Origin of the sequence: Nosocomiicoccus ampullae (genome assembly GCF_001696685.1) — a bacterium.
GTDB lineage: Bacteria > Bacillota > Bacilli > Staphylococcales > Salinicoccaceae > Nosocomiicoccus > Nosocomiicoccus ampullae_A.
This window is the reverse complement of record NZ_MBFG01000019.1, coordinates 1-23,880: the sequence shown is the minus strand read 5'-3', so window position 1 is coordinate 23,880 and position 23,880 is coordinate 1. Positions and strand designations below refer to the sequence as shown.

At 35.1% G+C, this 23,880-nt stretch carries 25 protein-coding genes and 1 riboswitch; of the genes, 12 read left to right on the top strand and 13 right to left on the bottom strand.

The genetic code is table 11. The features are described 5' to 3' along the window. The first annotated feature begins 199 nt into the window (after nt 1-199). The gene (locus BBS29_RS07265; RefSeq protein WP_068130751.1) at nt 200-766 is read left to right on the top strand and encodes a tRNA (mnm(5)s(2)U34)-methyltransferase; all 567 of its coding nucleotides are present in this window, start codon (nt 200-202) and stop codon (nt 764-766) included. On the opposite strand, the gene BBS29_RS07260 is transcribed toward BBS29_RS07265, so the two are convergent. Then, entirely contained in the window at nt 756-1,556 is an 801-nt protein-coding gene (locus BBS29_RS07260; protein ID WP_068130747.1) for an alpha/beta hydrolase, read from the bottom strand. The genes BBS29_RS07265 and BBS29_RS07260 overlap by 11 nt on opposite strands. Before the next feature lie 72 nt (nt 1,557-1,628). On the opposite strand from BBS29_RS07260, the gene BBS29_RS07255 reads away from it, so the two are divergent. From BBS29_RS07255 to BBS29_RS07240, 4 genes are read left to right on the top strand one after another with little or no spacing between them, the layout of a single operon-like run. After that, nucleotides 1,629-2,132, top strand: a complete 504-nt coding sequence (locus BBS29_RS07255; protein WP_068130743.1) for a gamma carbonic anhydrase — start codon at nt 1,629-1,631, stop codon at nt 2,130-2,132. Nucleotides 2,133-2,175: 43 nt separating this feature from the next. Beyond that, nucleotides 2,176-3,165: a proline dehydrogenase family protein gene (locus BBS29_RS07250; RefSeq protein WP_068130741.1), complete on the top strand. Its 990-nt coding sequence runs from the start codon at nt 2,176-2,178 to the stop codon at nt 3,163-3,165. 51 nt (nt 3,166-3,216) lie between these two features. Further along, on the top strand, nt 3,217-3,591 hold the full coding sequence (locus BBS29_RS07245) for a fluoride efflux transporter FluC (protein ID WP_068130738.1): 375 nt from the start codon (nt 3,217-3,219) through the stop codon (nt 3,589-3,591). Continuing rightward, nucleotides 3,584-3,931: a fluoride efflux transporter FluC gene (locus BBS29_RS07240; RefSeq protein WP_068130734.1), complete on the top strand. Its 348-nt coding sequence runs from the start codon at nt 3,584-3,586 to the stop codon at nt 3,929-3,931. Before BBS29_RS07245 ends, BBS29_RS07240 begins: the two co-directional genes overlap by 8 nt. A 40-nt stretch (nt 3,932-3,971) precedes the next feature. Here the strand turns inward: BBS29_RS07240 and BBS29_RS07235 are convergent, their stop codons facing one another. Both BBS29_RS07235 and metK read right to left on the bottom strand, forming a co-directional pair. Next, the gene (locus BBS29_RS07235) at nt 3,972-4,880 is read right to left on the bottom strand and encodes a nuclease-related domain-containing protein (RefSeq protein WP_068130731.1); all 909 of its coding nucleotides are present in this window, start codon (nt 4,878-4,880) and stop codon (nt 3,972-3,974) included. A 90-nt stretch (nt 4,881-4,970) separates the two neighbouring features. Then, the gene (gene metK, locus BBS29_RS07230) at nt 4,971-6,146 is read right to left on the bottom strand and encodes a methionine adenosyltransferase (RefSeq protein ID WP_068130728.1); all 1,176 of its coding nucleotides are present in this window, start codon (nt 6,144-6,146) and stop codon (nt 4,971-4,973) included. 83 nt (nt 6,147-6,229) lie between these two features. Then, nucleotides 6,230-6,341, bottom strand: a riboswitch (SAM riboswitch). A gap of 136 nt (nt 6,342-6,477) precedes the next feature. Between metK and pckA the strand changes: the two genes are divergently transcribed. Beyond that, a complete protein-coding gene (pckA, locus tag BBS29_RS07225; RefSeq protein WP_068130725.1) occupies nt 6,478-8,052 on the top strand; it encodes a phosphoenolpyruvate carboxykinase (ATP) in 1,575 nt (524 codons plus the stop codon). A 35-nt stretch (nt 8,053-8,087) separates the two neighbouring features. Here pckA and BBS29_RS07220 read toward each other — a convergent pair whose 3' ends face one another. After that, nucleotides 8,088-8,534, bottom strand: coding sequence for an NUDIX domain-containing protein (locus tag BBS29_RS07220; protein WP_068130723.1), 447 nt, complete (start codon nt 8,532-8,534; stop codon nt 8,088-8,090). Nucleotides 8,535-8,603: 69 nt separating this feature from the next. Here BBS29_RS07220 and yidD point away from each other — a divergent pair, with 69 nt between their 5' ends. Next, entirely contained in the window at nt 8,604-8,828 is a 225-nt protein-coding gene (gene yidD / locus BBS29_RS07215; RefSeq protein ID WP_068130719.1) for a membrane protein insertion efficiency factor YidD, read from the top strand. Here yidD and menE read toward each other — a convergent pair. Then, entirely contained in the window at nt 8,812-10,203 is a 1,392-nt protein-coding gene (gene menE, locus BBS29_RS07210) for an o-succinylbenzoate--CoA ligase (protein ID WP_068130717.1), read from the bottom strand. The two genes, yidD and menE, sit on opposite strands and share 17 nt — an antisense overlap. 119 nt (nt 10,204-10,322) lie before the next feature. On the opposite strand from menE, the gene BBS29_RS07205 reads away from it, so the two are divergent. Then, nucleotides 10,323-11,060, top strand: coding sequence for a YebC/PmpR family DNA-binding transcriptional regulator (locus BBS29_RS07205; protein ID WP_068130714.1), 738 nt, complete (start codon nt 10,323-10,325; stop codon nt 11,058-11,060). 62 nt (nt 11,061-11,122) lie between these two features. Here the strand turns inward: BBS29_RS07205 and BBS29_RS07200 are convergent, their stop codons facing one another. From BBS29_RS07200 to BBS29_RS07190, 3 genes are all read right to left on the bottom strand, one after another. Then, on the bottom strand, nt 11,123-11,863 hold the full coding sequence (locus BBS29_RS07200) for a hypothetical protein (RefSeq protein WP_068130711.1): 741 nt from the start codon (nt 11,861-11,863) through the stop codon (nt 11,123-11,125). Nucleotides 11,864-12,219: 356 nt separating this feature from the next. Further along, nucleotides 12,220-13,194, bottom strand: coding sequence for a tRNA dihydrouridine synthase (locus BBS29_RS07195; RefSeq protein WP_068130707.1), 975 nt, complete (start codon nt 13,192-13,194; stop codon nt 12,220-12,222). A 42-nt stretch (nt 13,195-13,236) separates the two neighbouring features. Further along, nucleotides 13,237-14,124, bottom strand: a complete 888-nt coding sequence (locus tag BBS29_RS07190) for an SDR family oxidoreductase (protein WP_068130705.1) — start codon at nt 14,122-14,124, stop codon at nt 13,237-13,239. A 121-nt stretch (nt 14,125-14,245) separates the two neighbouring features. On the opposite strand from BBS29_RS07190, the gene BBS29_RS07185 reads away from it, so the two are divergent. After that, the gene (locus tag BBS29_RS07185; protein WP_179853844.1) at nt 14,246-14,857 is read left to right on the top strand and encodes a C39 family peptidase; all 612 of its coding nucleotides are present in this window, start codon (nt 14,246-14,248) and stop codon (nt 14,855-14,857) included. Further along, complete coding sequence (mprF, locus tag BBS29_RS07180) at nt 14,850-17,324, top strand: bifunctional lysylphosphatidylglycerol flippase/synthetase MprF (protein ID WP_068130699.1); 2,475 nt, start codon at nt 14,850-14,852, stop codon at nt 17,322-17,324. The genes BBS29_RS07185 and mprF overlap by 8 nt, the downstream gene beginning before the upstream one ends. Nucleotides 17,325-17,364: 40 nt before the next feature. Here mprF and menB read toward each other — a convergent pair whose 3' ends face one another. Genes menB through BBS29_RS07160 form a run of 4 tightly spaced genes read right to left on the bottom strand, consistent with a single transcriptional unit; the run spans nt 17,365 to nt 21,896 of the window. Continuing rightward, nucleotides 17,365-18,183 (bottom strand): 1,4-dihydroxy-2-naphthoyl-CoA synthase, encoded by an 819-nt coding sequence (menB, locus tag BBS29_RS07175; protein WP_040928528.1) that lies wholly within the window; start codon nt 18,181-18,183, stop codon nt 17,365-17,367. Further along, nucleotides 18,180-18,968, bottom strand: coding sequence for a 2-succinyl-6-hydroxy-2,4-cyclohexadiene-1-carboxylate synthase (menH, locus tag BBS29_RS07170; protein ID WP_068130696.1), 789 nt, complete (start codon nt 18,966-18,968; stop codon nt 18,180-18,182). Before menH ends, menB begins: the two co-directional genes overlap by 4 nt. Continuing rightward, nucleotides 18,955-20,610: a 2-succinyl-5-enolpyruvyl-6-hydroxy-3-cyclohexene-1-carboxylic-acid synthase gene (menD, locus tag BBS29_RS07165; protein WP_068130695.1), complete on the bottom strand. Its 1,656-nt coding sequence runs from the start codon at nt 20,608-20,610 to the stop codon at nt 18,955-18,957. The genes menH and menD overlap by 14 nt, the downstream gene beginning before the upstream one ends. After that, nucleotides 20,607-21,896 (bottom strand): isochorismate synthase, encoded by a 1,290-nt coding sequence (locus BBS29_RS07160; protein ID WP_257009097.1) that lies wholly within the window; start codon nt 21,894-21,896, stop codon nt 20,607-20,609. Before BBS29_RS07160 ends, menD begins: the two co-directional genes overlap by 4 nt. Before the next feature lie 185 nt (nt 21,897-22,081). Here BBS29_RS07160 and BBS29_RS07155 point away from each other — a divergent pair, with 185 nt between their 5' ends. Together BBS29_RS07155 and BBS29_RS07150 are read left to right on the top strand one after the other, a co-directional pair. Next, entirely contained in the window at nt 22,082-22,999 is a 918-nt protein-coding gene (locus BBS29_RS07155; RefSeq protein ID WP_068130688.1) for a 1,4-dihydroxy-2-naphthoate polyprenyltransferase, read from the top strand. A gap of 79 nt (nt 23,000-23,078) precedes the next feature. Further along, complete coding sequence (locus BBS29_RS07150) at nt 23,079-23,681, top strand: hypothetical protein (RefSeq protein ID WP_068130685.1); 603 nt, start codon at nt 23,079-23,081, stop codon at nt 23,679-23,681. Nucleotides 23,682-23,744: 63 nt separating this feature from the next. Here the strand turns inward: BBS29_RS07150 and BBS29_RS07145 are convergent. Further along, nucleotides 23,745-23,880 (bottom strand): IS3 family transposase (locus BBS29_RS07145; RefSeq protein WP_143861276.1); only part of this gene is annotated, 136 nt, incomplete at its 5' end.

Here is a 23,880-nt window from a genome sequence, read left to right as displayed (position 1 = left end):
TTAATGGACGAGTTCGTAAATTTTTGACGTTAGTTTTCACCAGCCACTAACTCTCTAAAAGTCATACGTTTACTACTATTTCCTAAAATTATTATAATTCGTTTAATTACTTTTTGCAAATTTCTTTTTAAGTAAAACAACATATTAAATACTATATATTCATCTATAATATAAATTAAGTAATATTTTGGAGGCCGTTATGCTAAATAGAGTTTTAGATCAAAGTAAACAGTTCGCTTATGATATACTTCACCCTCACTCGATCGCGGTAGATGCGACATGTGGCAATGGAAATGACACTTCATTTTTACTAGACCATATTTCAAAAGGTAAAGTATACGCATTCGATATACAAAGTGAAGCGATTAAATCGACGAAAGAAAAAATCGCCCATCATAAAAATCTAGAACAGCTCACTCTCATTCATGATAGCCATGAGAATGTTTTACAGTATGTCGACAAACATATCGACGTCGCCATGTTTAACTTAGGTTTTTTACCGAAAGCTAACAAAACAATTACGACACTTTCTCATTCAACAATCACTGCTATCGAAGCAATACTATCTCAGTTATCCGTCGGCGGTCGTATTATTATTACGATTTACCATGGCCATGAAAATGGAAAAGATGAAAAACGCGCAGTCTTATCATATGCAGAAAAACTCGACCAACACTTTTTTAACGTTTTAATGTATCGTTTCATCAATCAAATAAATGATGCACCTTTTATTTTAGTCATTGAAAGAAGACGATCTAGCCCATGAATCCGATGCGATGTTGAATATCATCTAAAAATCGTTCGACATGATAAAACGGCACGCTTATATTTTCTCTTTGGAAAATACCGTGTTCTATATTATTCAGTCGGACGATTTTTAAATAATCATTGTCCACTTTTTTTATGATATGTACATTTCGGTCCACATCAATGATGTCATTCTCATTTGAATGGATACATAGTACATCTACATGAATTAAATTCATATCATTTTCTATATTATTCATACGTTCGTTGATTAAGCTATACCAATGATAACTCACTTCTTCAGTAAGTAGTTCGTCTTTAGAATAACGCTCTAACCATTTGTTATCTGATGTAAAACTCGACAAATCGACACCAAGTTTAAATTTCGATTCGTCTCTCGATAAGCGAATTGAGGATTTTAGTAGATTTTTACGGTTTATAAACGACTGTTTAAACGTAAATAATGGATTTAAAAATATAGCACCATCAATTTGTATCGACTCTTCTTTTAATGCTTCAGCTAATATGAGTCCACCTAAACCTTGTCCGACAACGATTACTGGTAGTTCATATCGATTGGCTACATCTACCCATTCTGTGAGACGTTCGATATATTGTTTAAAATCTTCGACATGTCCTTTATTCATACGTGTCGTTTGACCTTGGCCTGGTAAATCTCCCATTAACACATGGTAGCCAATACTATTAAATTTTGAAATTAGATCGATGTAATACTTATGGTGTTCAATCATGTCATGTAATATTACAATTGTTCCTTTTGCTTTATTTTCAATTTCCCATTTCCACATAATTTTCCTCCTTACATATTGTAAAAAATTTGATATTATATAATTATAACAAAGTTAAAGGACGCGTTTATAATGATATTAAACTATAAAGAACACGTTCCAAAAATTCATGATAGCACTTTTATTGCTCAGAATGCTACAATAATCGGTGATGTTGAAATCGGTGCACACTGTTCTGTTTGGTTTGGTGCGGTAATACGAGGTGACGTTGCGCCAGTCAAAATTGGAGATTATACAAATATCCAAGATCAATCGGTCCTTCATCAGTCTCCTAATATGCCACTCACTATAGAAGATCATGTCACAATTGGGCACAGAGTGACGTTACACAGTTGTACAGTTAGAAGTGGTGCGTTAGTCGGTATGGACTCAACGATATTAGACGGTGCAGTAATTAGTGAGAACGCATTTATTGGTGCAGGTTCACTCGTTACTTCAAATACTGAAATACCACCGAATAGCCTAGCATTCGGCCGACCAGCAAAAGTGATTCGACAATTAACGGATGAAGACATACAAGAAATGACACGTATTAACGCAACATATGTCAATCATATTCCGCATTACAAAGGGTAGTTCTTATTATTTTTATATTTTATACATTTTGGAGGAATTTTTAATGGCAGTTTTACGCGACTTTTTTATTGGTTTATCTCAAATTAAACCAGTAAACGATGCAACGAAGAAAATGGGATTACGTTTTGGTGCTCAACACGTTGTCGGAGGAACAAAAACAAACGACACTGTTGAAAAAATCCGTCAACTAAACCAAAAAGGCTTTTCTATTACAGTTGATAACCTTGGTGAATTTATTGAAGATCGTGCTCAAGCAGAAATAGAAAAAAATCTAATTCTCGACATGATTGATGCGATTCATAAAAATCACTTAGATGCACATTTTTCAGTTAAATTAACACAACTTGGTTTAAACCTTGGAGATGACTTCATCTTACAAAACATGCGTGAAATTATGGAAGCTGCTAAAAAAGCAGATAACATGTTCGTAAATATCGACATGGAGAACTACGCTTCTAAAGAAAAAACGTTTTTTGTTTTAGATGAGTTATTAAAAGATTACGACAATGTCGGTACAGTGTTACAAGCATACTTATTTGATAGTATGGAAGACGCTGAAAAGTACAAGGATAACCGTACGCGCTTAGTTAAAGGTGCTTACAAAGAAGATCCAAGTATCGCATACCAAAGTAAGAATGATATTGACAACAACTACTTTGAGTTAATTAAATATCACTTAACTCACGGTAAAGGTTTCACTTCGATTGCAACGCATGACCATAACATTATTAACCGCGTGATTGATTTCGTTGAAGCGAATGACATTTCACACGATTCATTTGAATTCCAAATGTTATACGGATTTAGAAACGATTATCAACTCGAATTAGTTGAAGAAGGCTACAACATGACAGTTTACGTACCATACGGTAACGACTGGTACGCATACTTCATGAGACGTCTTGCAGAACGCCCTCAAAACTTAAACTTGCTCGTTAAATCAGTAACGACAAATAAAAAGTTCAAAGTCGGTGCTGCAGCTGCTGCGGCAGTCGGTGCTGGAATCGCAGTAACAAAATTATTCAAAAAATAATATAATAAAGGATACGGATCTTCCGTAACCTTTATTTATTAGGTGAATTTTATGAATAAAAAAAGAATGTTTTTAGTATTTCTAGGTGGTATATTAGGCGGACTCTGTCGATTTAGTATTGATAATACCCTTCAATATTTTGACAGTTTCTTTATGATTTCTACAATCACCGTCAATTTAGTCGGTCCATTTTTACTCGGACTCGTATACAATCGTTTTAATGATACTCTTTATGCATCAATATTTATAACTGGATTCCTCGGATCATTTACGACGTTTTCTACATTGACTGTACATCTTACAATGACTTTAGAGTATAATGTCCTCTCGTTTTATATCTATTTATTATGTGCAATGACATTTGGTTTCGTGATGTTTTTAATCGGAATAAAAGTGCAACAGTTAGTTGGTGAGCGCCATGTTTAAATTACTGATAATTATTTTACTTTCTGGAATTGGCGCTGTCGTTAGAGACATGATATCTATACATATGCCTAAATCATTATATGGCACACTAATTGTCAATATTCTCGGCGCATTTTTAGCAGGCACAATAATTCGTAGTCAGTTTATTAATGGAGAGTATTATGATTTAATGATGGTTGGATTTTTAGGCGGTTTTACGACATATTCTGCTTTTACAAAAGATCAATACGAATTGTTCAAAGAGAAACAATATATCAAACTTTTCCTATACACACTAATAATGTTTTCACTTACGTTGTGTGCATTTTTTGTCGCATTATCAATCAATATTTTAAATTAAAAAAACTCACGGAAGTATTACACTTTCGTGAGTTTTTCAATTAAGGATTTAGTCGCATTAGTGATTCTGCGATTTCATCTAAATCTTTTACTGTATATTGGAAACGACCTTGGAAGACGTGTTTATTGAAGTAGTCTTCAAGTTGTTCTGTTCCTACGATTACTTTCGCATTGCTATTTGTTGCGTAGTTCATAATCGTATGACCACCGTTATCTTTCGGGTTAAAGTAAATAATTGGTACGACGTCAAACTGTAATTTTAATACGTTTCTCAGTTTTTCAGCTGTCATCTCAGTATCTTCGATCGTGTTGTTGTAATAATTTACAGCCACTTTTTCATCGTTTTCTTTTTCAAATATTAACGTTTGTTCTTTGTTTGGATCTAAGTTTAACAGTTGGAAAATCCCTTCTAAATAAGGAATCTCATCGTACTGTTCTTCAGTCACACCATGTAAAATATGTCCGCTCCAATATTTTGAATCGATTAAATAAATACCTGTGCGCGTTAATACTAAGTGATCAATCTTACGCGTGTTCGTATAATTTCTAGATGGTAAATAAATATTCGACAGAATGTACATATCAGACTCGCGAATTCTCTCTTCTGTGACGAGTTTATTTTTAAAGTTTAATAGTGCTAAATCTGTTAAATATTCACCTTTATCAACAGTAAATTGTTGGATACTTGATAATTTATTGTTTAAAAGTGTTGTATCTTCTAAATATTTTTCATTTAAGTGAGACACTTCTTTTTTATGTGCCATGCGTTCATCTTCTTGATTTTTAACATAGCTTTCGATGAGTGTTTCTTCTTTCTTTTTATATAATCTTTCATTTTCTTCAACTTCGTTACGATGTTTCACGTAGTAAATTAAAAATGAAATAATAACTATAAGTAACAAAGCTGCAACGATAATAAATAGAGGCTCTGTTAGTATTTCTGTTGACATAAAACTCACTTTCCTTTCAATTAACTTTGTTAATTATACCAATAATTTAAATAGAAATAAAATTAAAACAGCTCATGATGAGCTGTTTTACTAATTAAGATATGATTTTAAAGTATCTACTTTATCGAGTGCTTCCCATGGGACGTCGATATCGTGACGACCGAAGTGTCCGTAACTTGCTGTTTGTTTATAAATCGGACGCTGTAAATCTAACATTTCAATAATACCGTCTGGAGTTAACGTAAATTCATTGCGTACTGCGGCTGCAATTTTTGAATCTTCGATTTTACCTGTTCCAAATGTATTTACTGAAATCGAGACAGGTTCAGCAACACCAATCGCATATGATAACTGAATTTCACACTGTTTAGATAAACCACTTGCAACGATATTTTTAGCAATGTAACGCGCTGCATAAGCTGCAGATCTATCTACTTTAGTTGGGTCTTTTCCACTAAATGCTCCCCCACCATGTCGTGCATAACCACCGTAAGTATCGACAATAATCTTACGTCCAGTTAATCCTGCATCTCCATGTGGTCCACCGATAACGAATCGACCTGTCGGGTTAATAATCATTCGAGTATCCTCGTCGATGAGATTTTCATCAATAACATAATCGATAACTTCACGCTTAATATCTTCTTTAATTTCACTATGTGCGACTTTTTCATCGTGTTGTGTGGATAAGACGATTGTATCTACACGTAACGGCTGATTATTTTCATCGTATTCGACAGTGACTTGAGTTTTTCCATCTGGTCGAAGGTAGTCTAAAACATGCGTTTTACGTACTTCTGTTAGACGACGCGCGAGTTTATGCGCTAAAGTAATTGGGAGTGGCATAAATTCCTCAGTTTCGTCTGTCGCGTAACCAAACATTAAACCTTGGTCACCTGCTCCAGTAGTTCCGCTCTCTTTTGATTCGTTATCCCCTTCTCCATCAACTCCTTGAGCAATATCGACTGACTGCTCATCAATTCCTGTTAATACAGACATCGTTTTATAATCATATCCGTATTCAGCATTCGTATAACCAATTTCTTGTACCGTGTTTCTAACGATTTTAGGAATGTCGACGTACGTAGACGTTGAAATTTCTCCAACGATCATTGCAAGACCAGTGTTTACAACAGTCTCACATGCAACACGTGCATCTTTATCGTCTTTAATAATCTCGTCTAAAATCGCATCTGAAATTTGGTCTGCAACTTTATCTGGATGACCTTCTGTTACAGACTCTGACGTAAATAATCTACGTTCCATTATATTTTCTCCTTAAAATATATTAGCTATCTCTTTCGATAAAAAAAGCCTTTTCTCACACATAGAGAAAAGGCCACCCTTTTCTCTTATCGTTCAGAAATCATTATTTCTGCAACCTTTAGCACCATTCTTCTACGTTAGAAGGGGTTGCTGGGCTTCACAGGGGGTATTCCCTCCACCGACTCTTGATAAGAGATAACTTGTTTACTAGAATACACAACATCAATGAAATTATCAAGTACTTTTAAAACATATCGCGATTCGGTGGAATCTTTTAGTATCTTGTATTAAAATATTAGATGATAAACAAAATTTGGAGGAAATTTATATAATGTCAAACTCTGTGAAAAGAATCGAAGCACTTGTACAAAAAGATTCAACAAACAATCAATTATCACGTGCAGAGCTTGTAGAAGCCGCATCTAGAAGAAAAGAAGGTAAAATTGCATCGAACGGTGCATTCACTGCAACTACTGGTAAATATACAGGTCGTAGCCCTAAAGACCGCTTCATCGTTGAAGACGATGTGACAAGAGACACTGTAGATTGGGGAGAAGTAAACCAACCAATTAGTGGTGAAGTGTTTGATGCACTACTCGACAAAGTGTTAGATCACTTAGATAGTAAAGATGAATTATACGTATTTAACGGATATGCAGGTGCAGATACGGATTCACGTTTAAACATTCGTGTCGTAAACGAATTCGCATGGCATAATTTATTCGTAAAAGCTTTATTTATCGATCCAGAAACAAAAGAAGAAGGTTTAAACATTACACCTGACTTTACAATTGTTTCTGCACCATCATTTAAAGCAGACCCATCTGTAGATGGTACGAACTCAGAGACATTTATTTTAGTTAACTTTGAAAAACAAATCGTTTTAATCGGTGGAACTGAATACGCTGGAGAGATGAAAAAATCTATCTTCTCTGTAATGAACTACCTACTTCCTCAAAAAGGTATTTTAAGCATGCACTGTTCAGCAAACGTCGGTGAAAATGATGACGTTGCTTTATTCTTCGGATTATCTGGTACAGGTAAAACGACACTTTCAGCAGATCCAAATCGTGGTCTAATCGGTGACGATGAGCACGGTTGGAACGAACACGGTGTATTTAACATCGAAGGTGGATGCTACGCAAAAGCAATTAACTTATCTGAAGAGAAAGAACCTGAAATTTACCGCGCAATTAGATTCGGAAGTGTATTAGAGAACGTTATTTTAGATGATGAAAGAGATCCAGACTACGATGATAATTCTCTAACTGAAAATACACGTGCAGCGTACCCAATTAAACACATCGACAATGCGGTATTACCATCAAAAGCTGGTCACGCGAAGACGATCGTATTCTTAACAGCTGACGCTTTCGGAGTACTCCCTCCAATTGCGAAATTAACAAAAGAACAAGCAATGTACCACTTCTTAAGTGGGTTCACATCGAAACTCGCAGGAACTGAACGCGGAGTAACATCTCCTGAACCAGTATTCTCAACGTGCTTCGGTGCACCATTCTTACCATTACATGCATCAGTATATGCAGATAAACTCGGTGAATTAATCGATGAACACGACGTTTCAGTTTATCTTGTAAACACTGGTTGGACTGGTGGAGAATACGGTGTTGGTGAACGTATGAACTTAAAATATACTCGTAAAATGGTTTCAGACGCTGTTGAAGGTGAACTTAAAAACCATGAGTTTGTTACTGATGAAACGTTCGGTTTACAAATTCCAACTGAAATCGAAGGCGTTCCTAGCGACGTATTAAACCCTAGAAAAACATGGGCAGATAAAGATGCTTACGACAAAGTAGCTGGTCAACTGATTGACTCATTTAAAGAAAACTTCAAAAAATTCGGTGATGATGTAAAAGAAATCGCTGAAAAAGGTGGATTCTAAACTCCGCATCATAATATAAAACGCACATTGATTATTTAATCAATGTGCGTTTTTCTATATAGATACATTATACAATCATCTTTAAGTAATCGACTTTTATCGGTTTCTTTTATTTCTTCAACGGAGTGAAACAATATCGGACCTTTCGTTTCTAAATAGTCACTTTTTTCTTCTATATCAGATAACTCTACGCGATAGACCGTTTTATAAAACGGTGTTGTTTCGTGAACTTTATACGTCCCGAGATACTCGACAGTTTTAACGACTCCCCCAGTCTCTTCAAATACTTCACGTTTTAACGCTTCTATAATCGTTTCACCCGCTTCTACTTTTCCTCCTGGGAATTCAATACCACGTGTTTTATGTCGAGTAAAAACATATTTATTATTATAAATTGGAATCGCAAGACAATGTGTCGCTTCAATTGATTCATCAAAAAACAACTCTACTACATTACCATTGTCATCTATAAACTGCTTCATCTGCTCACCTCAATTGAAATTAAAGTTTCTATTCTGTTATATTATATTTAATAAGAAAAGATGGTGCACATGAAAAAAATAATTTTACAAATGATTCGATTTTATCAGCGATATATTTCACCGATGTCTCCCCCGTCATGTCGATTTTACCCGACGTGTTCTCAATATGCGATTGAAGCGGTAGAAGAACACGGTGCATCTAAAGGGAGTTATTTAGCTATTCGCCGTATTTTAAAATGTCATCCGCTTCATAAAGGTGGATTTGACCCTGTCCCTCCTAAAAAGAAGAAGTAGATGTTGTGATATACGCCTCTCGGTTTAATTTTCTAGAAATTTTACCAGATGGCGTATATTTTATTTCTTTAACGACTATAATTTCTTTTGGATGCTTATAACGTGCTAAATGTGTGTTAAATAAATTGATGAGTGCTCTCTCATCAATATTTTCCTCAATGAGTAAAACAGGAACTTGTCCCCACTCTTCATCTTCTTTTTTAACAACAACACACGTTTTTAAATCTGTATATTGTAAGACGATATCTTCGATTTCTTTTGGATAAATATTTTCTCCACCACTAATAATTAAATCATCTCTACGATCTAATATATATAAATATCCACCTTTAACTTCGGCGATATCTCCAGTATTAAAAAAGCCATCTTCTGTAATCATTTCAGCATTTAAATATCCACTCGTGACATTTTCACCTTTAACGAGCAACTCATTATTCTCATTGACACGGATATTTTCATTGGTTTTACCTACCGTACCCGTTAATATATTGTCATCATCATAGGATACAATAACAATTTGAGAACACGTTTCTGTCATACCAAAACTATTAAATACCGGTAATTTAAATTGAAGTGCCTCGTTTAGTAATTTAGGTGTCGTATTTGCTCCACCCATTAAAATCGCTTTTAAGCGAGATAAATCCGTGCTATGAATCATTTTGTCGTTCATAATCCGAGATAACATAATCGGTACAAATGACGTATGTGTCACTTTATAGCGTTCAATATCATTTAAAACGTGTTTAGAATCGAATCTATTATGGATAATTAACGTACACCCTGAAATTACTGCACGCATTAATATCGAAAAGCCCGAGATGTGAAATATCGGATTGACCATGAGCCATGTACTATTCTCATCATAATTTAACCCATTCATCGCATTTATATGAGACGCATAATGGTTTAAATACGTTTGAATCACGGCTTTCGGTCGTCCTGTCGTCCCACTCGTAAACATGATTGATAAGATATCATCATCATTTGCTTCAACCTCTTCATATGATGCTTTATCGTGCTGTATGATTTCTCTATAGTAGATGACGTTTACGTTCACTTTATTTAAAACGTCTGAGTCAATCGTTGAAAAAATTGTATCGACATTAACGTCCATTAGTTGATTGTTAATTTCTTCAGATGAAAGACGTGTGTTCACCATGACGATTTCGATATGACGCTCAATTAAACTATGTATTAAAATCGCACTATCTACACTGTTATCTATAAATAACCCAACTCTTTTAATGTTAGGAATTCTTTGAGAGAGATCGTGTACTTTATCTTGTAATTGTTTATAAGTTAAGTGTAAGTCTTCGTAAATGACCGCGATCTTTTCCGGATAATTTTTTGAATTACGGTGAAGCCAGTGATTCAATGTAAACACTCCTTTAACTATCCTATTATATCAAATCTTTAAAGTGACTCGTATCATTTAGACAATCATTAGAAAAAATGATAAATTATAATTAAGAAAACAACGAGGGAGACGAAATTATGGCAGGCCATTCAAAATGGAATAACATTAAACAACGTAAAGGTGCCCAAGATAAAAAACGCGGTAAAATCTTCCAAAAGTTATCGCGTGAAATTTATATGGCAGCAAAACAAGGTGGCGGAGATCCAGATACGAATCCAGCACTACGTTTAGCGATGGACCGTGCACGTTCAGAAAATATGCCTAAAGACAACATTACACGTGCAATCGACAAAGCAACATCATCTGGCTCTGGTGAAAACTACGATCCAGTAATGTATGAAGGATACGGCCCAAGTGGTGTCGGTATTTTAGCAGAAGCATTAACAGATAACCGTAACCGAACAAACACAAACGTACGTATCGCATACAATAAAAACGGTGGAAACATTGGAGAAGCTGGTTCTGTAAGTTATATGTTCGAACGCAAAGGTTATATTGTAATCGAACGTAGTACGACAGAAGACGATGAAGAAACAATGTTATTAGAAGTGCTTGAAGCAGGTGCTGAAGAGTTAGAAACGAGCGATGAAGTATTTGAAATCTTCACTGAACAAGCAGACTTCGCACAAGTGAGAGACCATTTAGAAGAAAAAGGATACACGTTAGCACAAAGTGAATTAACGATGATTCCGATGAATACAATCGCATTAAGCGATGAAGACTATGAAATTTTAGAAAACATACTCGACGCGCTCGATGATGATGACGACGTCACTGACGTCCATCATAACGCAATACGTGCAAGTGAAGAATAAAATAGAAATTCCACTTAAGTTTAATAACTTAAGTGGATTTTTTAGTTTCTTAATTTATATGTTTAAAAATCACTTAGTTTATCGATTTTGTTGTAGAGACTAGTCCACTGAGATTTAAGATATTTAGTTGATTCATCAAATAGCTTTTGTCTCGCATCATTTTGTTCATCATCATATTTTTTACGTGTAAATTCACCCTTGTACTCCAAAGTAAACTGACCATTAGGTGGACTAAAAGTGTCACATTCATATATTTTAATCGGTGTCATTTTGGTTTTATGATACAAATCATTTGTATATTTTATAAGATGATCTGTATTTTCAATTTCTGACAGTCTGAATTCAAGTAAATTTTTCGCTTCCAGTGCTGGATAAGTCAACTGAAAATAATTTTCACTTAATGATTGTAAATTGTTTTTATAATCCTCCTCATCTTGAATTCGGTGAAGTAAATTATTGTATACAACTTTCTTTAGTTCACTGATTTTTAATAAGTAGTCACTAGTTAACTGTCTGATATCCTCAATTCTCTCTTTTTGAGACTCAACAATCACCTTCACTTCTAACTCTCTTGTATGTTGTTCATTCAATTGCTTTAATTGTTCAGCGAATTGTTGTCTTTGTTGTTCTAGCATCTCTTTATGACGTATATTAGTATCTTCGATTTCACGTTTTCTAATTTTTGACATTTCCCTAAATTGATAAAGACTTATCACAATATTAATTATTACTAAAACAATGATAAACCACTGTGAAAATCCACCGCTTGTTACAGCTTCCGACGTATTTACCCCTGCATTCATAAAAACATCTCCTCTAAAAAATAATTAATCATCTCTTTATAATAAAGTTGATTTTCTTATCAAAATAATGTCGTTATTATATTTTGCATTAAAATAAATAATTTAATTTTATACAAATCCCTTTTGCATTAAAGCACCATTCATTTCGTTGACAATTAAGCCTTTTGTGTAAGCGAAACAGACACCCTCTTTATACAAATCGCTTTTATGTAAAATTAATAAAAACTATTTTATGCAAAACTCATTTGCGTATACATAATGCTACATTTTAAAACAATTATATACTACTTATAAATTCTTATGTAGTATATTGAAATTTCTATCAAAAAACCGTCCTTATACTAGGACGGTATTTTTTATTCATTCACTTGTTGTGCTTTAAATTGTTTTAGCATTTCTCTAACTTCATCTGTATTTTTAGTACTCATTAGCGCATGCCTCAACTGACTTGCGCCTCTAAAGCCTTTGACATATATTTTAAAGAATCTGTGTAACGCTTGAAATGGGCGTTCTTCGAGTTCTTTTGAGTATTTGTCATGGAGATCTAGGTGTAAATGCAGTAAGTCAAGTAACTCGTCGCTTGAATGTTCTTTCGGTTCTTTTTCAAAAGCAAATGGATTATGGAAAATTCCGCGACCAATCATCACACCATCCACACCGTACTTTTCTACAAGTTCTAAACCTGTTTTACGGTCAGAGATATCTCCGTTTATTGTGAGTAACGTATTCGGTGCGATTTCGTCTCGTAATTGTTTAATTTCTGGAATTAGCTCCCAATGTGCGTCAACTTTACTCATCTCTTTACGTGTACGTAAATGGATAGATAAGTTCGCAATATCTTGTTTTAAAATATGCGTTAGCCACGGCTTCCATTCGTCTATTGACGTGTACCCAAGTCTCGTTTTTACACTTACTGGAAGTCCCCCAGCTTTTGCTGCTTCTATTAAATCAGCTGCAACGTCTGGTCGTAAGATTAGACCACTTCCCTTGCCGTCACCAGCGACATTTGGGACTGGACATCCCATATTTAAATCGATCCCTTTAAATCCTGCTTTAGCCATACCGATACTCATCTCACGGAAGAACTCCGGTTTATCACCCCAAATGTGTGCAACCATTGGTTGTTCATCTTCAGTAAATGTTAAACGACCACGCACACTTTTATTACCTTCAGGGTGACAGTAACTTTCAGAGTTCGTAAACTCTGTAAAATAAACGTCTGGACGAGCCGCTTCTCCAACGACATGTCTAAAGATGACGTCCGTCACATCCTCCATCGGTGCAAGCACAAAAAATGGTTTCGGAAGATCGTTCCAAAAATTCTCTTTCATCTATCGTTCAATTCCTCTCAAACACAGTTAAAATACTAAATATTATAACGTAATATTGTACCCACCAGTTATACCATAAATTTGTCCTGTCGTGTAGCTACTTTCTTCACTGCCTAATAATACATATACTGATGACAGTTCTACTGGTTGACCTGCTCTACCAAGTTGTGACCCTTGTCCAAATGTTGGTATTTTACCTTCAAGTTGCCCACCGTCTAATTGAAGTGGTGTCCAGATTGGACCTGGAGCGACTCCGTTTACGCGAATTCCTTTTTCACTAAAGTACTGAGCGAAGTTTACGACTAAGTTTGAAATGGCACCTTTTGTCGCTGCATAATCCAGTAATTGTTTAGATGGATTAAATGACTCAACAGATGTCGTTAAAATAATAGATGCACCAGGTTTTAGATGTTTTTCAGCTTGTTTAATTGCTTCAAACATACTAATAACGTTCACTTGAAATGTGTTTTTTACTTGTTCTATTGATAAATCTTCTAATTTCTCTTGAGCGAATTGCTCTGCTGAGTTTAAAACTAAAACGTCTAATCCACCAAGGGCTTCTACAGCATCTTCTACTACTTTTGCCGCTTCTCCGTCATTACGAAAATCTGCTTTTAAAGTCACAGCTTTTTGACCTAAATTGTTAATGAAATCCTCAACTTCTTTAGCATCTTTTTCTTCACCTGGAAGATATTGAATGGCAACGTCTGCACCTTCTTTAGCATATGCGATTGCTGCCGCACGTCCAATACCTGAATCTCCTCCAGTAATGAGTGTTTTTAACCCTTTCATACGACCATGTCCTGTATACGTTTCTTCACCAGTATCAGGAACTGGTGTCATTTCAGTTTGTAACGCAGGTCCGTTTTGATTTTGATCTGGAAAATCATTATATTCAAATTTTGTTCTTGGGTTTTGTAAATGTGTCATGAAAAAACTCCCCTTTTAAATTTTACTTATTATATACCCTATTTTTTCAATTTTAAAAATGTTTCTCGTAGTCTTTCATATCATGTAATATATAATTAATAAAAATCAAAGAGTGATGCCTATGATATTAAATGTTCAACCGAAAACGCAACTCCTCCCCTATCCAATGATCATGGGGTGTGAGTCAACAGTAGCATCGATGCTTTTAGAATATAACGGTATCAACTATTCACCAAGAAAACTTGCTGAGTTAATGCCAAAACACACTGATGATCCAAGAATTGGATATGTGGGGCATCCGAGCTTTTTATATTTTAACGTACATCAAACGATTTTCCCAAAGCCTCTCGGTCAGTTTTTAAAATCTTTTGATGATAAAATTGTCGTGCGTTCTAAAATGACGATGAAAGAGCTTGAAGACGTACTCGATACGAAGCAACCGATTATTATGCTTCCAACGAATAATTTTAGATACCCAAAATATAAGACGTTTCAGTTATCAACAGGATCATTTAGAACGGTATCTAATATACATGCTATTCTTTTAATCGGATACGATGAACAACACTATTACTATATCGATCCTATATTATTTCAGTTTAAATTTTTACATTTACCAGCATTATGGCCAAGTAAACGTCAGATTTTTAAAATACGTAAATCGACATTTTATAAAGGATATGTAAACGGTGAAAACGACGTTGTTTACAGGGAGGTCAGTCTACATGAATAAAACATTAAAACACGTCTGGCCAAAATTTAAGTACGTGTTAATATTTACGATCATTTTAATCGTTACGAATTTACTATTTAAAGAAATTCGAACAATTAACTTTAAAGAAACGATTAAAGAGTTTCAAAATCTAGATACGTTAAGCTTTACGGGTATTGCACTCATTGGGATTTTAGCAATTTTTTCTTTATCTCTATATGATTTACTATTACGACGTGCAGCACACATAGATTTACCCGTTCGCACTGTCATTATTATTAGCTTTATCGTCAATGCACTTAATAACTTAATCGGATTTGGGTCATTAATCGGCAACGGTATTCGTATTATGATGTATCAACCGAAAACTGATAATAAGAATTTAATTAAATACATATCACTCGTTTTATTATCATTTGTGAGTGGACTCGGTATTTTTAGTATTTGTGTCATTACAAAAATGATCGATATTTCGCATTATAGTTTAGAGTACAAAGGTGCTCAACTATTAATGTATGCGATGGCTCTTTTTGTAGTTGTCTTTATTGTATTCACGATATTAAAACCGATTGGAACAGATCGACTATTTGGTATTAAAGTCGTTTCTATCTCTACAATTGATTGGATTTTAGCAAGTGGAATTTTACTGATTATCTTTAAATTACTGGATGCTGATATGTCATTTAGTTTATTCTTTGCGGTATTTACGATTTCATCGATTATCGGATTACTCAGTATGATTCCGGGTGGATTAGGTGCATTTGATTTAGCATTTATTTCACTTTTAAGTTCACACGGTATTCCGAGCGAAAAAATATTACTTGCATTATTAATCTATCGATTTGTCTATTACATCGTACCGTTTATGATCGCGTTAACACTCATTATGAGTAATTTACCGACGATTATGAGTACATATATTAAAGACAACGATTCTTATACGACACATTTAATACAGTCATACGTTAAACATATACCAAGCGCAGTGACAGCGATTATTTTACTCATCACAGCGTTCGTACATTTAACAGGTAGTGTCATTATCTTATACAACATATCATTTGACCATTCGTCAGTGTCATTCATCATGTATACAGTAGTAATCACCGGTGCAACGTTACTCATTATATTTTCATACGGTGTATTTAAACAGTCGTTACGTGGTATGTTGATGGCCCTAATCGGTGCAGTAATGCTATGTGTCGGTGTGTTGTTTACTTACGGAACTGTCGTCAGTGTTATATGGCTTGTCACAATTATCGTCATGCTATTTAACCAGATGAAAAACTGCCGTTACATCATATATCCACTAGAACCAAAGCGATATGGATTATTATTTATGATGTTCGTGTCAGGTTCAGTATATACGTATTTTATTTCACGCATATCTCTTAAAGAATCATTTAAAAGTATAACACTCGTTGAATCTATAACTTTAATGACCGTTGTGCTCGTTGGATTAGCGATTCTTTTATCCGCAATTTTAAAATCTCGTATTAAACGTGAACTCGGTCAATTACTCGTTCAATGTATTGATAAAAATGATGTTCGTGAGATTTTAAACACATATGGTGGAAACTATTTAAGCCACCTCGCATTTAGCGATGATAAATATATATTTAGTAATGAAACTAAGAACGCCTTTATTATGTTTAGTATCACGAAAGACCGTGCAGTTGTTCTCGGAGATCCTGTTGGAAACGAGGATTCTTTTGAAGACTTATTAATGGAGTTTTACGACACGTATCAACCACTCGGATTGCGCATCGTATTTTATCAGGCACAGGAAAAATATTTGCCGCTCTATCATAATTTCGGTAATGTGTTCTTTAAGCTTGGTGAGGAAGCTGTAATCCCGTTAGATAATTTTACTTTAAGTGGTAAAAAGCAGCGCGCATTCCGTGCGACGATGAATAAATTTGAAAAAGATGGATACTCTTTTGAAGTCGTAGACACGTTATCTGAAAAAGATTACAACGCATGTTTACGTGTGAGTAATCATTGGCTCGGTGTAAAAAATGAGTTGTCATTTTCTGTCGGTCAATTTGAAAAAGACTATGTAATGGCTGCACCAGTCGGTTTAGTGCGTGACGAAATATATAACGTCGTCGGATTTTGTACTTTCATGCCCGTCGATGACGAACGACTATCCGTCGATTTAATTCGTTGGAGCCCAAATGTCGACTTACCAATGATGGACGTTTTATACATTAACATGCTACTTTACGCACAAAATCATGGCTATAAATACTTTAATATGGGGATGGCGACATTATCTAACGTCGGATTAAATAAATACGGTTACTTACGAGAAAAATTTGCAGCAATCGCTTATGAAAAACTCGGAGATTACTATAGTTTCAGTGGGTTACGTCATTATAAATCTAAATTTAAACCACATTGGGAGACACGATATTTAGTGTATAAAAAATATGACTCAATATTATTAAATATTATTCGAGTTCTTCAAACAATCCATAAAAAATAATCTCAAGTTCAATTGAACTTGAGATTTTTTATTCATAAATTTATGGGAATTTAGGGAATTGATCAAAGTCTGGTGAACGTTTTTCTTTAAACGCATCGCGACCTTCTTTTGCTTCATCTGTCGTGTAGTAAAGAAGCGTTGCGTCACCAGCGAATTGTTGAAGCCCAGCGAGTCCATCAGTATCAGCGTTCATCGCTGCTTTTAAGAAACGAAGTGCTGTTGGTGAATGTTGCATCATCTCTTCACACCATTTCACTGTTTCGTCTTCTAAATCTTCTAGTGGTACAACTGTGTTTACTAAGCCCATGTCTAACGCTTCTTGTGCGTCATATTGACGGCATAAGAACCAAATTTCACGTGCTTTTTTATGTCCTACAATACGTGCTAAATAACCTGAACCGTAACCAGCATCAAATGAACCTACTTTTGGTCCTGTTTGTCCAAATCTTGCGTTATCCGCAGCAATTGTTAAATCACACACAACGTGAAGTACGTGTCCACCACCAATTGCATATCCAGCAACCATTGCGACAACTGGTTTAGGCGTTACACGAATTAAACGTTGTAAGTCTAATACGTTTAAACGTGGGATTTGGTCGTCTCCAACGTATCCACCGTGCCCGCGTACTTTTTGGTCTCCACCTGAACAAAACGCTAAGTCACCTTCACCAGTTAAAACAATCACAGAAACGTTCTCGTCATCTCGCGCGCGACTCATCGCGTCGATCATTTCTGAAACAGTTAACGGTGTGAATGCGTTACGCACTTCCGGTCGGTTGATCGTAATTTTAGCGATACCGTTATAAAATTCGTACTTAATTTCTTTATATTCCTTTAATGTTTTCCACTCACGTGTCATTGTTTTCCCTCCGATAAAAATTCGTGGCATAGTTTTACGAATGTCTCTTTATTTTCAAGGTGGACGTTATGGCCACACCCTTTAAATATATGTAAGCGACTATTTTTAAGTTGCTTATTCATATTATCTCCAATTTTAACAAACTTTTCATCTTTTTCACCGGCGATAATTAAAACGTCGTTATCTTTATTTAAATCGTCCCAATAATGTGGCTGAATACCTGTTCCGTATTTACGTAGACTATCTGCTGCTTCAATATTATTTTGACTCAGTCTTTCTTCTCGTTGCAATAAAAAAGATTTTTCATCTAACAGTTTTTGACTTTGAAATAACGGTAACTCTTCCCATTCATCTATAAACGCTTTAAAATCTGTTTCAAGTCGCTCTCTACGTGATTCGTCGATTTTAATACGCGCATGTCGTCGGTCTACTTTACTCATTCCCGGCGACGTGGATTCTAATATAAATTTAGAAAATCGTTCACTATAATTTGCAAGTAGTGACACTGCAACACGCCCGCCCATCGAGTATCCGTACACATGAACATGTTTTAAATGTAATGTATCGATAAGCTGAACAATACTTTTAGCAATATGATTCATATCATAATCAATACCGACACTTTTCGTTTTCCCAAAGCCAGGTAAGTCTATAAGTAAAGTGTTCACATCAGTAAATGCTTTAGCAAGTTTTCTCATAGAACGTAAATCTGATAAAAAACCGTGTAAAATGATTAGCGTTTCGTCGTGACCATGATCATTAAATTCATAATTAAAATTTAACATGTTGAACGAGTGCCTTTACCTTTTGTTTTAAATCATTATGCTGCTTTACGTTATCTTCACGGTCTGTTTTAATTTCAATGAAGTTACGACCTTTTTGATTTAAAATTTCCTCTGTTAAATCATCTACGGATTTAATTAAATGATAATTAAATCCATATAATTTCGCTGCATGTGAAAAGTCTAAATCAAGCGGTGTTCCAAACAATCTCTCGAAGTGTATGTCGTGCTCTTTTTGAGGTAAATAACTAAAAATATTACCGCCATTATTATTAAAACAAATGACTGTGCCGTCTATCTCTTCAAGCTTCGACATGACAAGACCATTAATATCGTGGTTTAATGACACGTCTCCGATAATTAACGTCATCGGCATCTTCGTTCCAACACCAAATGCCGTTGAGACAACACCATCTATACCGTTTGCTCCGCGATTTGCTAATATATTTAATCGATTAAATACATCATACCGTTCAAAGTCACGAATCGGCATACTACTTGAGACGAATAACGTTCGATCATTATTAGTTCTTTTAATAATTTCATACATATAGCGTCCTTCGTCGTCATAGTTTTCAATTTCATCATTGATCAACTGCTTAATATCTCTATCGACTTCGTATAGTACATCCACTGAATGATCCGATTCAATGAGTAACGCATCTAACGTTTGTTTAACGTCACCAACATAAGTGACGTCTGGAGTTTTCGGAAATGTTTTAACATCGATAAACTCACTTATTAATATTTGTTTTAAAGACGTCTGTTTTAAAAATTGATTCGTCGATTTGGACGTCACCGCTTCACCGATACGTAATATAAAATCAAACTGTGATTCTAATTCATTACGTTGTTCATCTGTTAAATTCATAAATATTAAGTCATGTGTTGTAACAACACGTGATAACTTCGTGCGCTCACTGACTCTTGGGTCCATTATAAACGTGAGTTGCTTATACTTTTCAAAGTCAATCTTTTCTAAACTACAGTCCGTTTCACCAATAATGACTAATCCATTTCCTAGTAACGGCTCTATATTCGATTCTACAGTAATAGATTCTTGAATGAGTTGTTCTCTAAAAAAGAAATCTGTTCGATTTATATTTGGCATTAACGGTTCACGAACCGGAATATTAATGTGTACAGGACCTTTTAAAATCCCGTCAAAATACTGACTCGCTTGAAGTACACGATCTTCAACGTGAGACATATTATATTCACTTTCGTCAGCAATCGGAAGTTCTGTTTCAAATTTTACATAGTTCGAAAACATATTCGTTTGTTTAATCGCTTGTGGTGCGCCGACATCTCTTAATTCATGTGGGCGGTCTGACGTTAAAACGACTAACGGAATGTGCATTAACCCCGCTTCAGACACACTCGGTACGTAGTTTGCTGCTGCTGTTCCAGAAGTACATAGTATGCCGACTGGTTGTTTTGATGCTTTACTTAACCCGAGCGCAAAAAAACCTGCACCACGTTCGTCTGGGTGAATATATGTTTTAATGTGTGGATGACATTCACATGCGATCGCAATTGGTGTCGAACGAGATCCTGGACTAATGACGATTTCTGTCATCCCTTTACTGTATAACGCGTCGACTAACGTAAAAATTTGTTCAGTTAAGGCTTCTTGATGATTCATTCTAGCGCCTCCAATACATCTAACATCGGTCTAAATTTCGTTCTAGTCTCTTCGTATTCAGATTCTCCTGTAGATCCTTTCACAATTCCAGCTCCAGCATAAAGCGTCGCACTTTTACCTGTAATGCGCATCGAGCGCAGTGCTACTGCAAACTCAGCTTCGTTAGACTTTGAAATGACGCCAATAGGTGCTGCGTATAATCCACGCGTAAAGTATTCTTTTTCCTTTATATATTCTAACGCACGATCCTTTGGTAACCCTCCGACAGCAGGCGTTGGATGCAAGGCGTGTAAGACGTCGAACAAGTTGCTTCCCTTATTAAGTGTCGCTTCGATTGGTGTATATAAATGATAAATAAATTTATTTTCTAATATACGCGTATCGTCATAATAAACTGAACATGTATAAGGTTTTAAGTCTTCGACGATTGAATCCCTGACGACGATATGTTCAAAGTGGTTTTTTTCATCGTTTAAGAAATCTTTTTTATTTTGTTCGTTTACCGTGTCGTCATCTTCTCTACGAATCGATCCAGCGATTGCGTGCGTCGAGAGTTTTTCATCTTTTAAGTAAAATAGCTTCTCTGGTGTTTTAGAAACGAACGTCGACGTCCCACGTTCATAAAATATCTTGAAAGTATCTGACTCTACTTTTAAACGGTTAATTAAAAAATTTGGATCAATTTCATTTTCAAATCGAATAAGTAATTCTCTCGATAAAACGACTTTTTCAAAGTCATCATCTAAAATGTCCACTGTATTGTCAACAAGTGCTTTCCAAGCTTTTGGATAAATTTCATGATGACTCGATATTTCTGGAAATCTGAAGCGAGGCTCTGCCACTTCGATTCCACGCAACGTATTCACGATTAATTCAGCTAAATTTTCTGTTTGAAGGTCTTCTTTCTTTAAAATAAGAAACGCTTCCTGATTGTGTAAATCAAATTGCCATGATGCAAGGATAAACTCGACCATTTTAAAATCGATCCATTCATCAGTCGTTTTTTTATCGTCAAAACGTGTGCCACCAAATAAGTGGATATCCCCGACTAATCCATCATTTAATTTAACATGTTGAATATTATTAAATAGGCCATTTTTTTGAGTGTTTAAAATGTCCGCATTAAATTGTTTACGATTAATTGAATCGATATAGTCAACACCTATTACGTTAATATCCGCTTCACGTGATTTAAACCAGTATCTTTCGCCTTTTTTATGATTAAAGTGCATAAAGATTTTGGACGGCGTTATATCGAAATCTTTCGTACTAAAATGTAATGCCAAATATGATGTGTTTGAATCTATACCAATCTCATCAATAAGTGATTGCGAGGACTCAATATGCATTATACTCACATTCCTTTAATATAATTACTTTATATTTTATCATCTTTCCAAAAAACTGTGTACATAGTTAGCCATAAAGTATGATAGAATGTTGTACAGTTATCTTTAAAAGGAGATTTAAAATGCAACATGCAGATGTTCTTACCGGATACAAAAAATATATTAGTTTAACACGTCCCCATACATTGACCGCGGGATTTGTCCCTGTGTTTGTTGGGACAGCGGCAGTACTTCCATTTGGAAATGTAAACTTTTTAATGTTTTTCTTAATGTTAACTGCGACAATTTTAATTCAATCCGCAACAAATATGTTTAACGAGTACTACGATTTTAAACGTGGACTCGATAGTGCAGATTCTGTTGGAATCGCCGGTGCCATCGTACGAAATGGTATTACACCGAGACGTGTGTTAACTTTCGCACTTACATTTTACTTTATTGCAGCGCTTATTGGATTATACATTGCATACGAAACTTCTTGGTGGTTACTCGTCATTGGTGGTATATCGATGGCTGTCGGATACTTATATACAGGCGGGCCAATCCCTATTTCTTGGACACCTTTTGGTGAAATATTCTCAGGAGTATTTATGGGACCTGTCATTATTCTTATTACGTTTTACATCCATTTACAAGAATTACATATGTTTCCATTCGTATTATCTTTACCAATTATGATTACAATCGGCTTGTTAAATATGTTTAACAACATTCGTGATCGCGTAAAAGATGCACAAAGTGGACGACGTACATTCGTCATTCTCGTAGGTAAAGATACGGCTACTCAAGTCGTTAACTTTTTACTAATACTATGTTTTGCATTCGCAATTATTATGGCTTTTACAAATTTATGGCCATCATTATTTTTACTTTTACCATTACTTTCATTTAAATTGTATAAAAAAACATTGCAACTTTTAAAAGACGGAGATTCACCAGTAGAGCTCATTCCAGCGATGGCTGCGATGGGCAAATTCAACACGATTTACGGTTTATTACTGTCAATCGGCGTATTATTATACGGTTTATTTATACATTAACCATTTACTGAAAATAGCTATAAATTTAATTTGTTCTCATATATACTTAAACTATTCACACAATTTGGAGGGCATAATAATGAGTTTTAAACACTTTTTAGTTGCAGGTGCAGCTTCTACATTACTACTTACTGCTTGTAACACTGATGATAACAAAACAAGCGAAAAAGAAAATGGTACAGAAGAAACTGCAACGACAGAATCAAACGAATCAGTAGTTAAAGACGTTGACGTAAGCGAAAACGACTTAAACGAAGCGATTGAATATGATGGCGAGTATGGTAAATACGTAATTACACGTATCGATACTATCGATATCGAACCATCAGATGAAGAAAAAAAAGCAGATGAAAATGCTACAGCTAAGAAAGCTGTCGTCATCGAATATGAATTCACAAACAAGTCATCAATCCCTACTGCAGGAAACGAAGCATTTGCTTTAGACCTTGCGGTACGTCAGTTCTCAGAAACTGGGATGATTGCAACGGATAACTTAACATTAGATATTCCAGAAGATAGTGAATATCACGCACTTGTCAACGACTCTACAAAAACACTTCAAACAAATGAATCTACTAAAGCAGTAGTTGCATATGGTCCAGTAAATCCAGACGAAAACGAAGTGAAAGTTCAGTCTCGCGAAGACGAGTCATTACTTGATCTTGTTTTAAAATTTAAATAATAACTTTTACAACAGTATGCTGTGATGTGCACCCCTAAAGTTGGACTTTTGGACTTAAGCAGATTATAAGGTATGTTTCCTGAATTCTTCAGGAGACATGCCTTTTAATTTTAGCTTAATTCTATCTTTATTATAGTATCTAATATATTCATGTACTGCGATCTCTAATGCTTCATATGTCTTGAATACTTCTCCATAA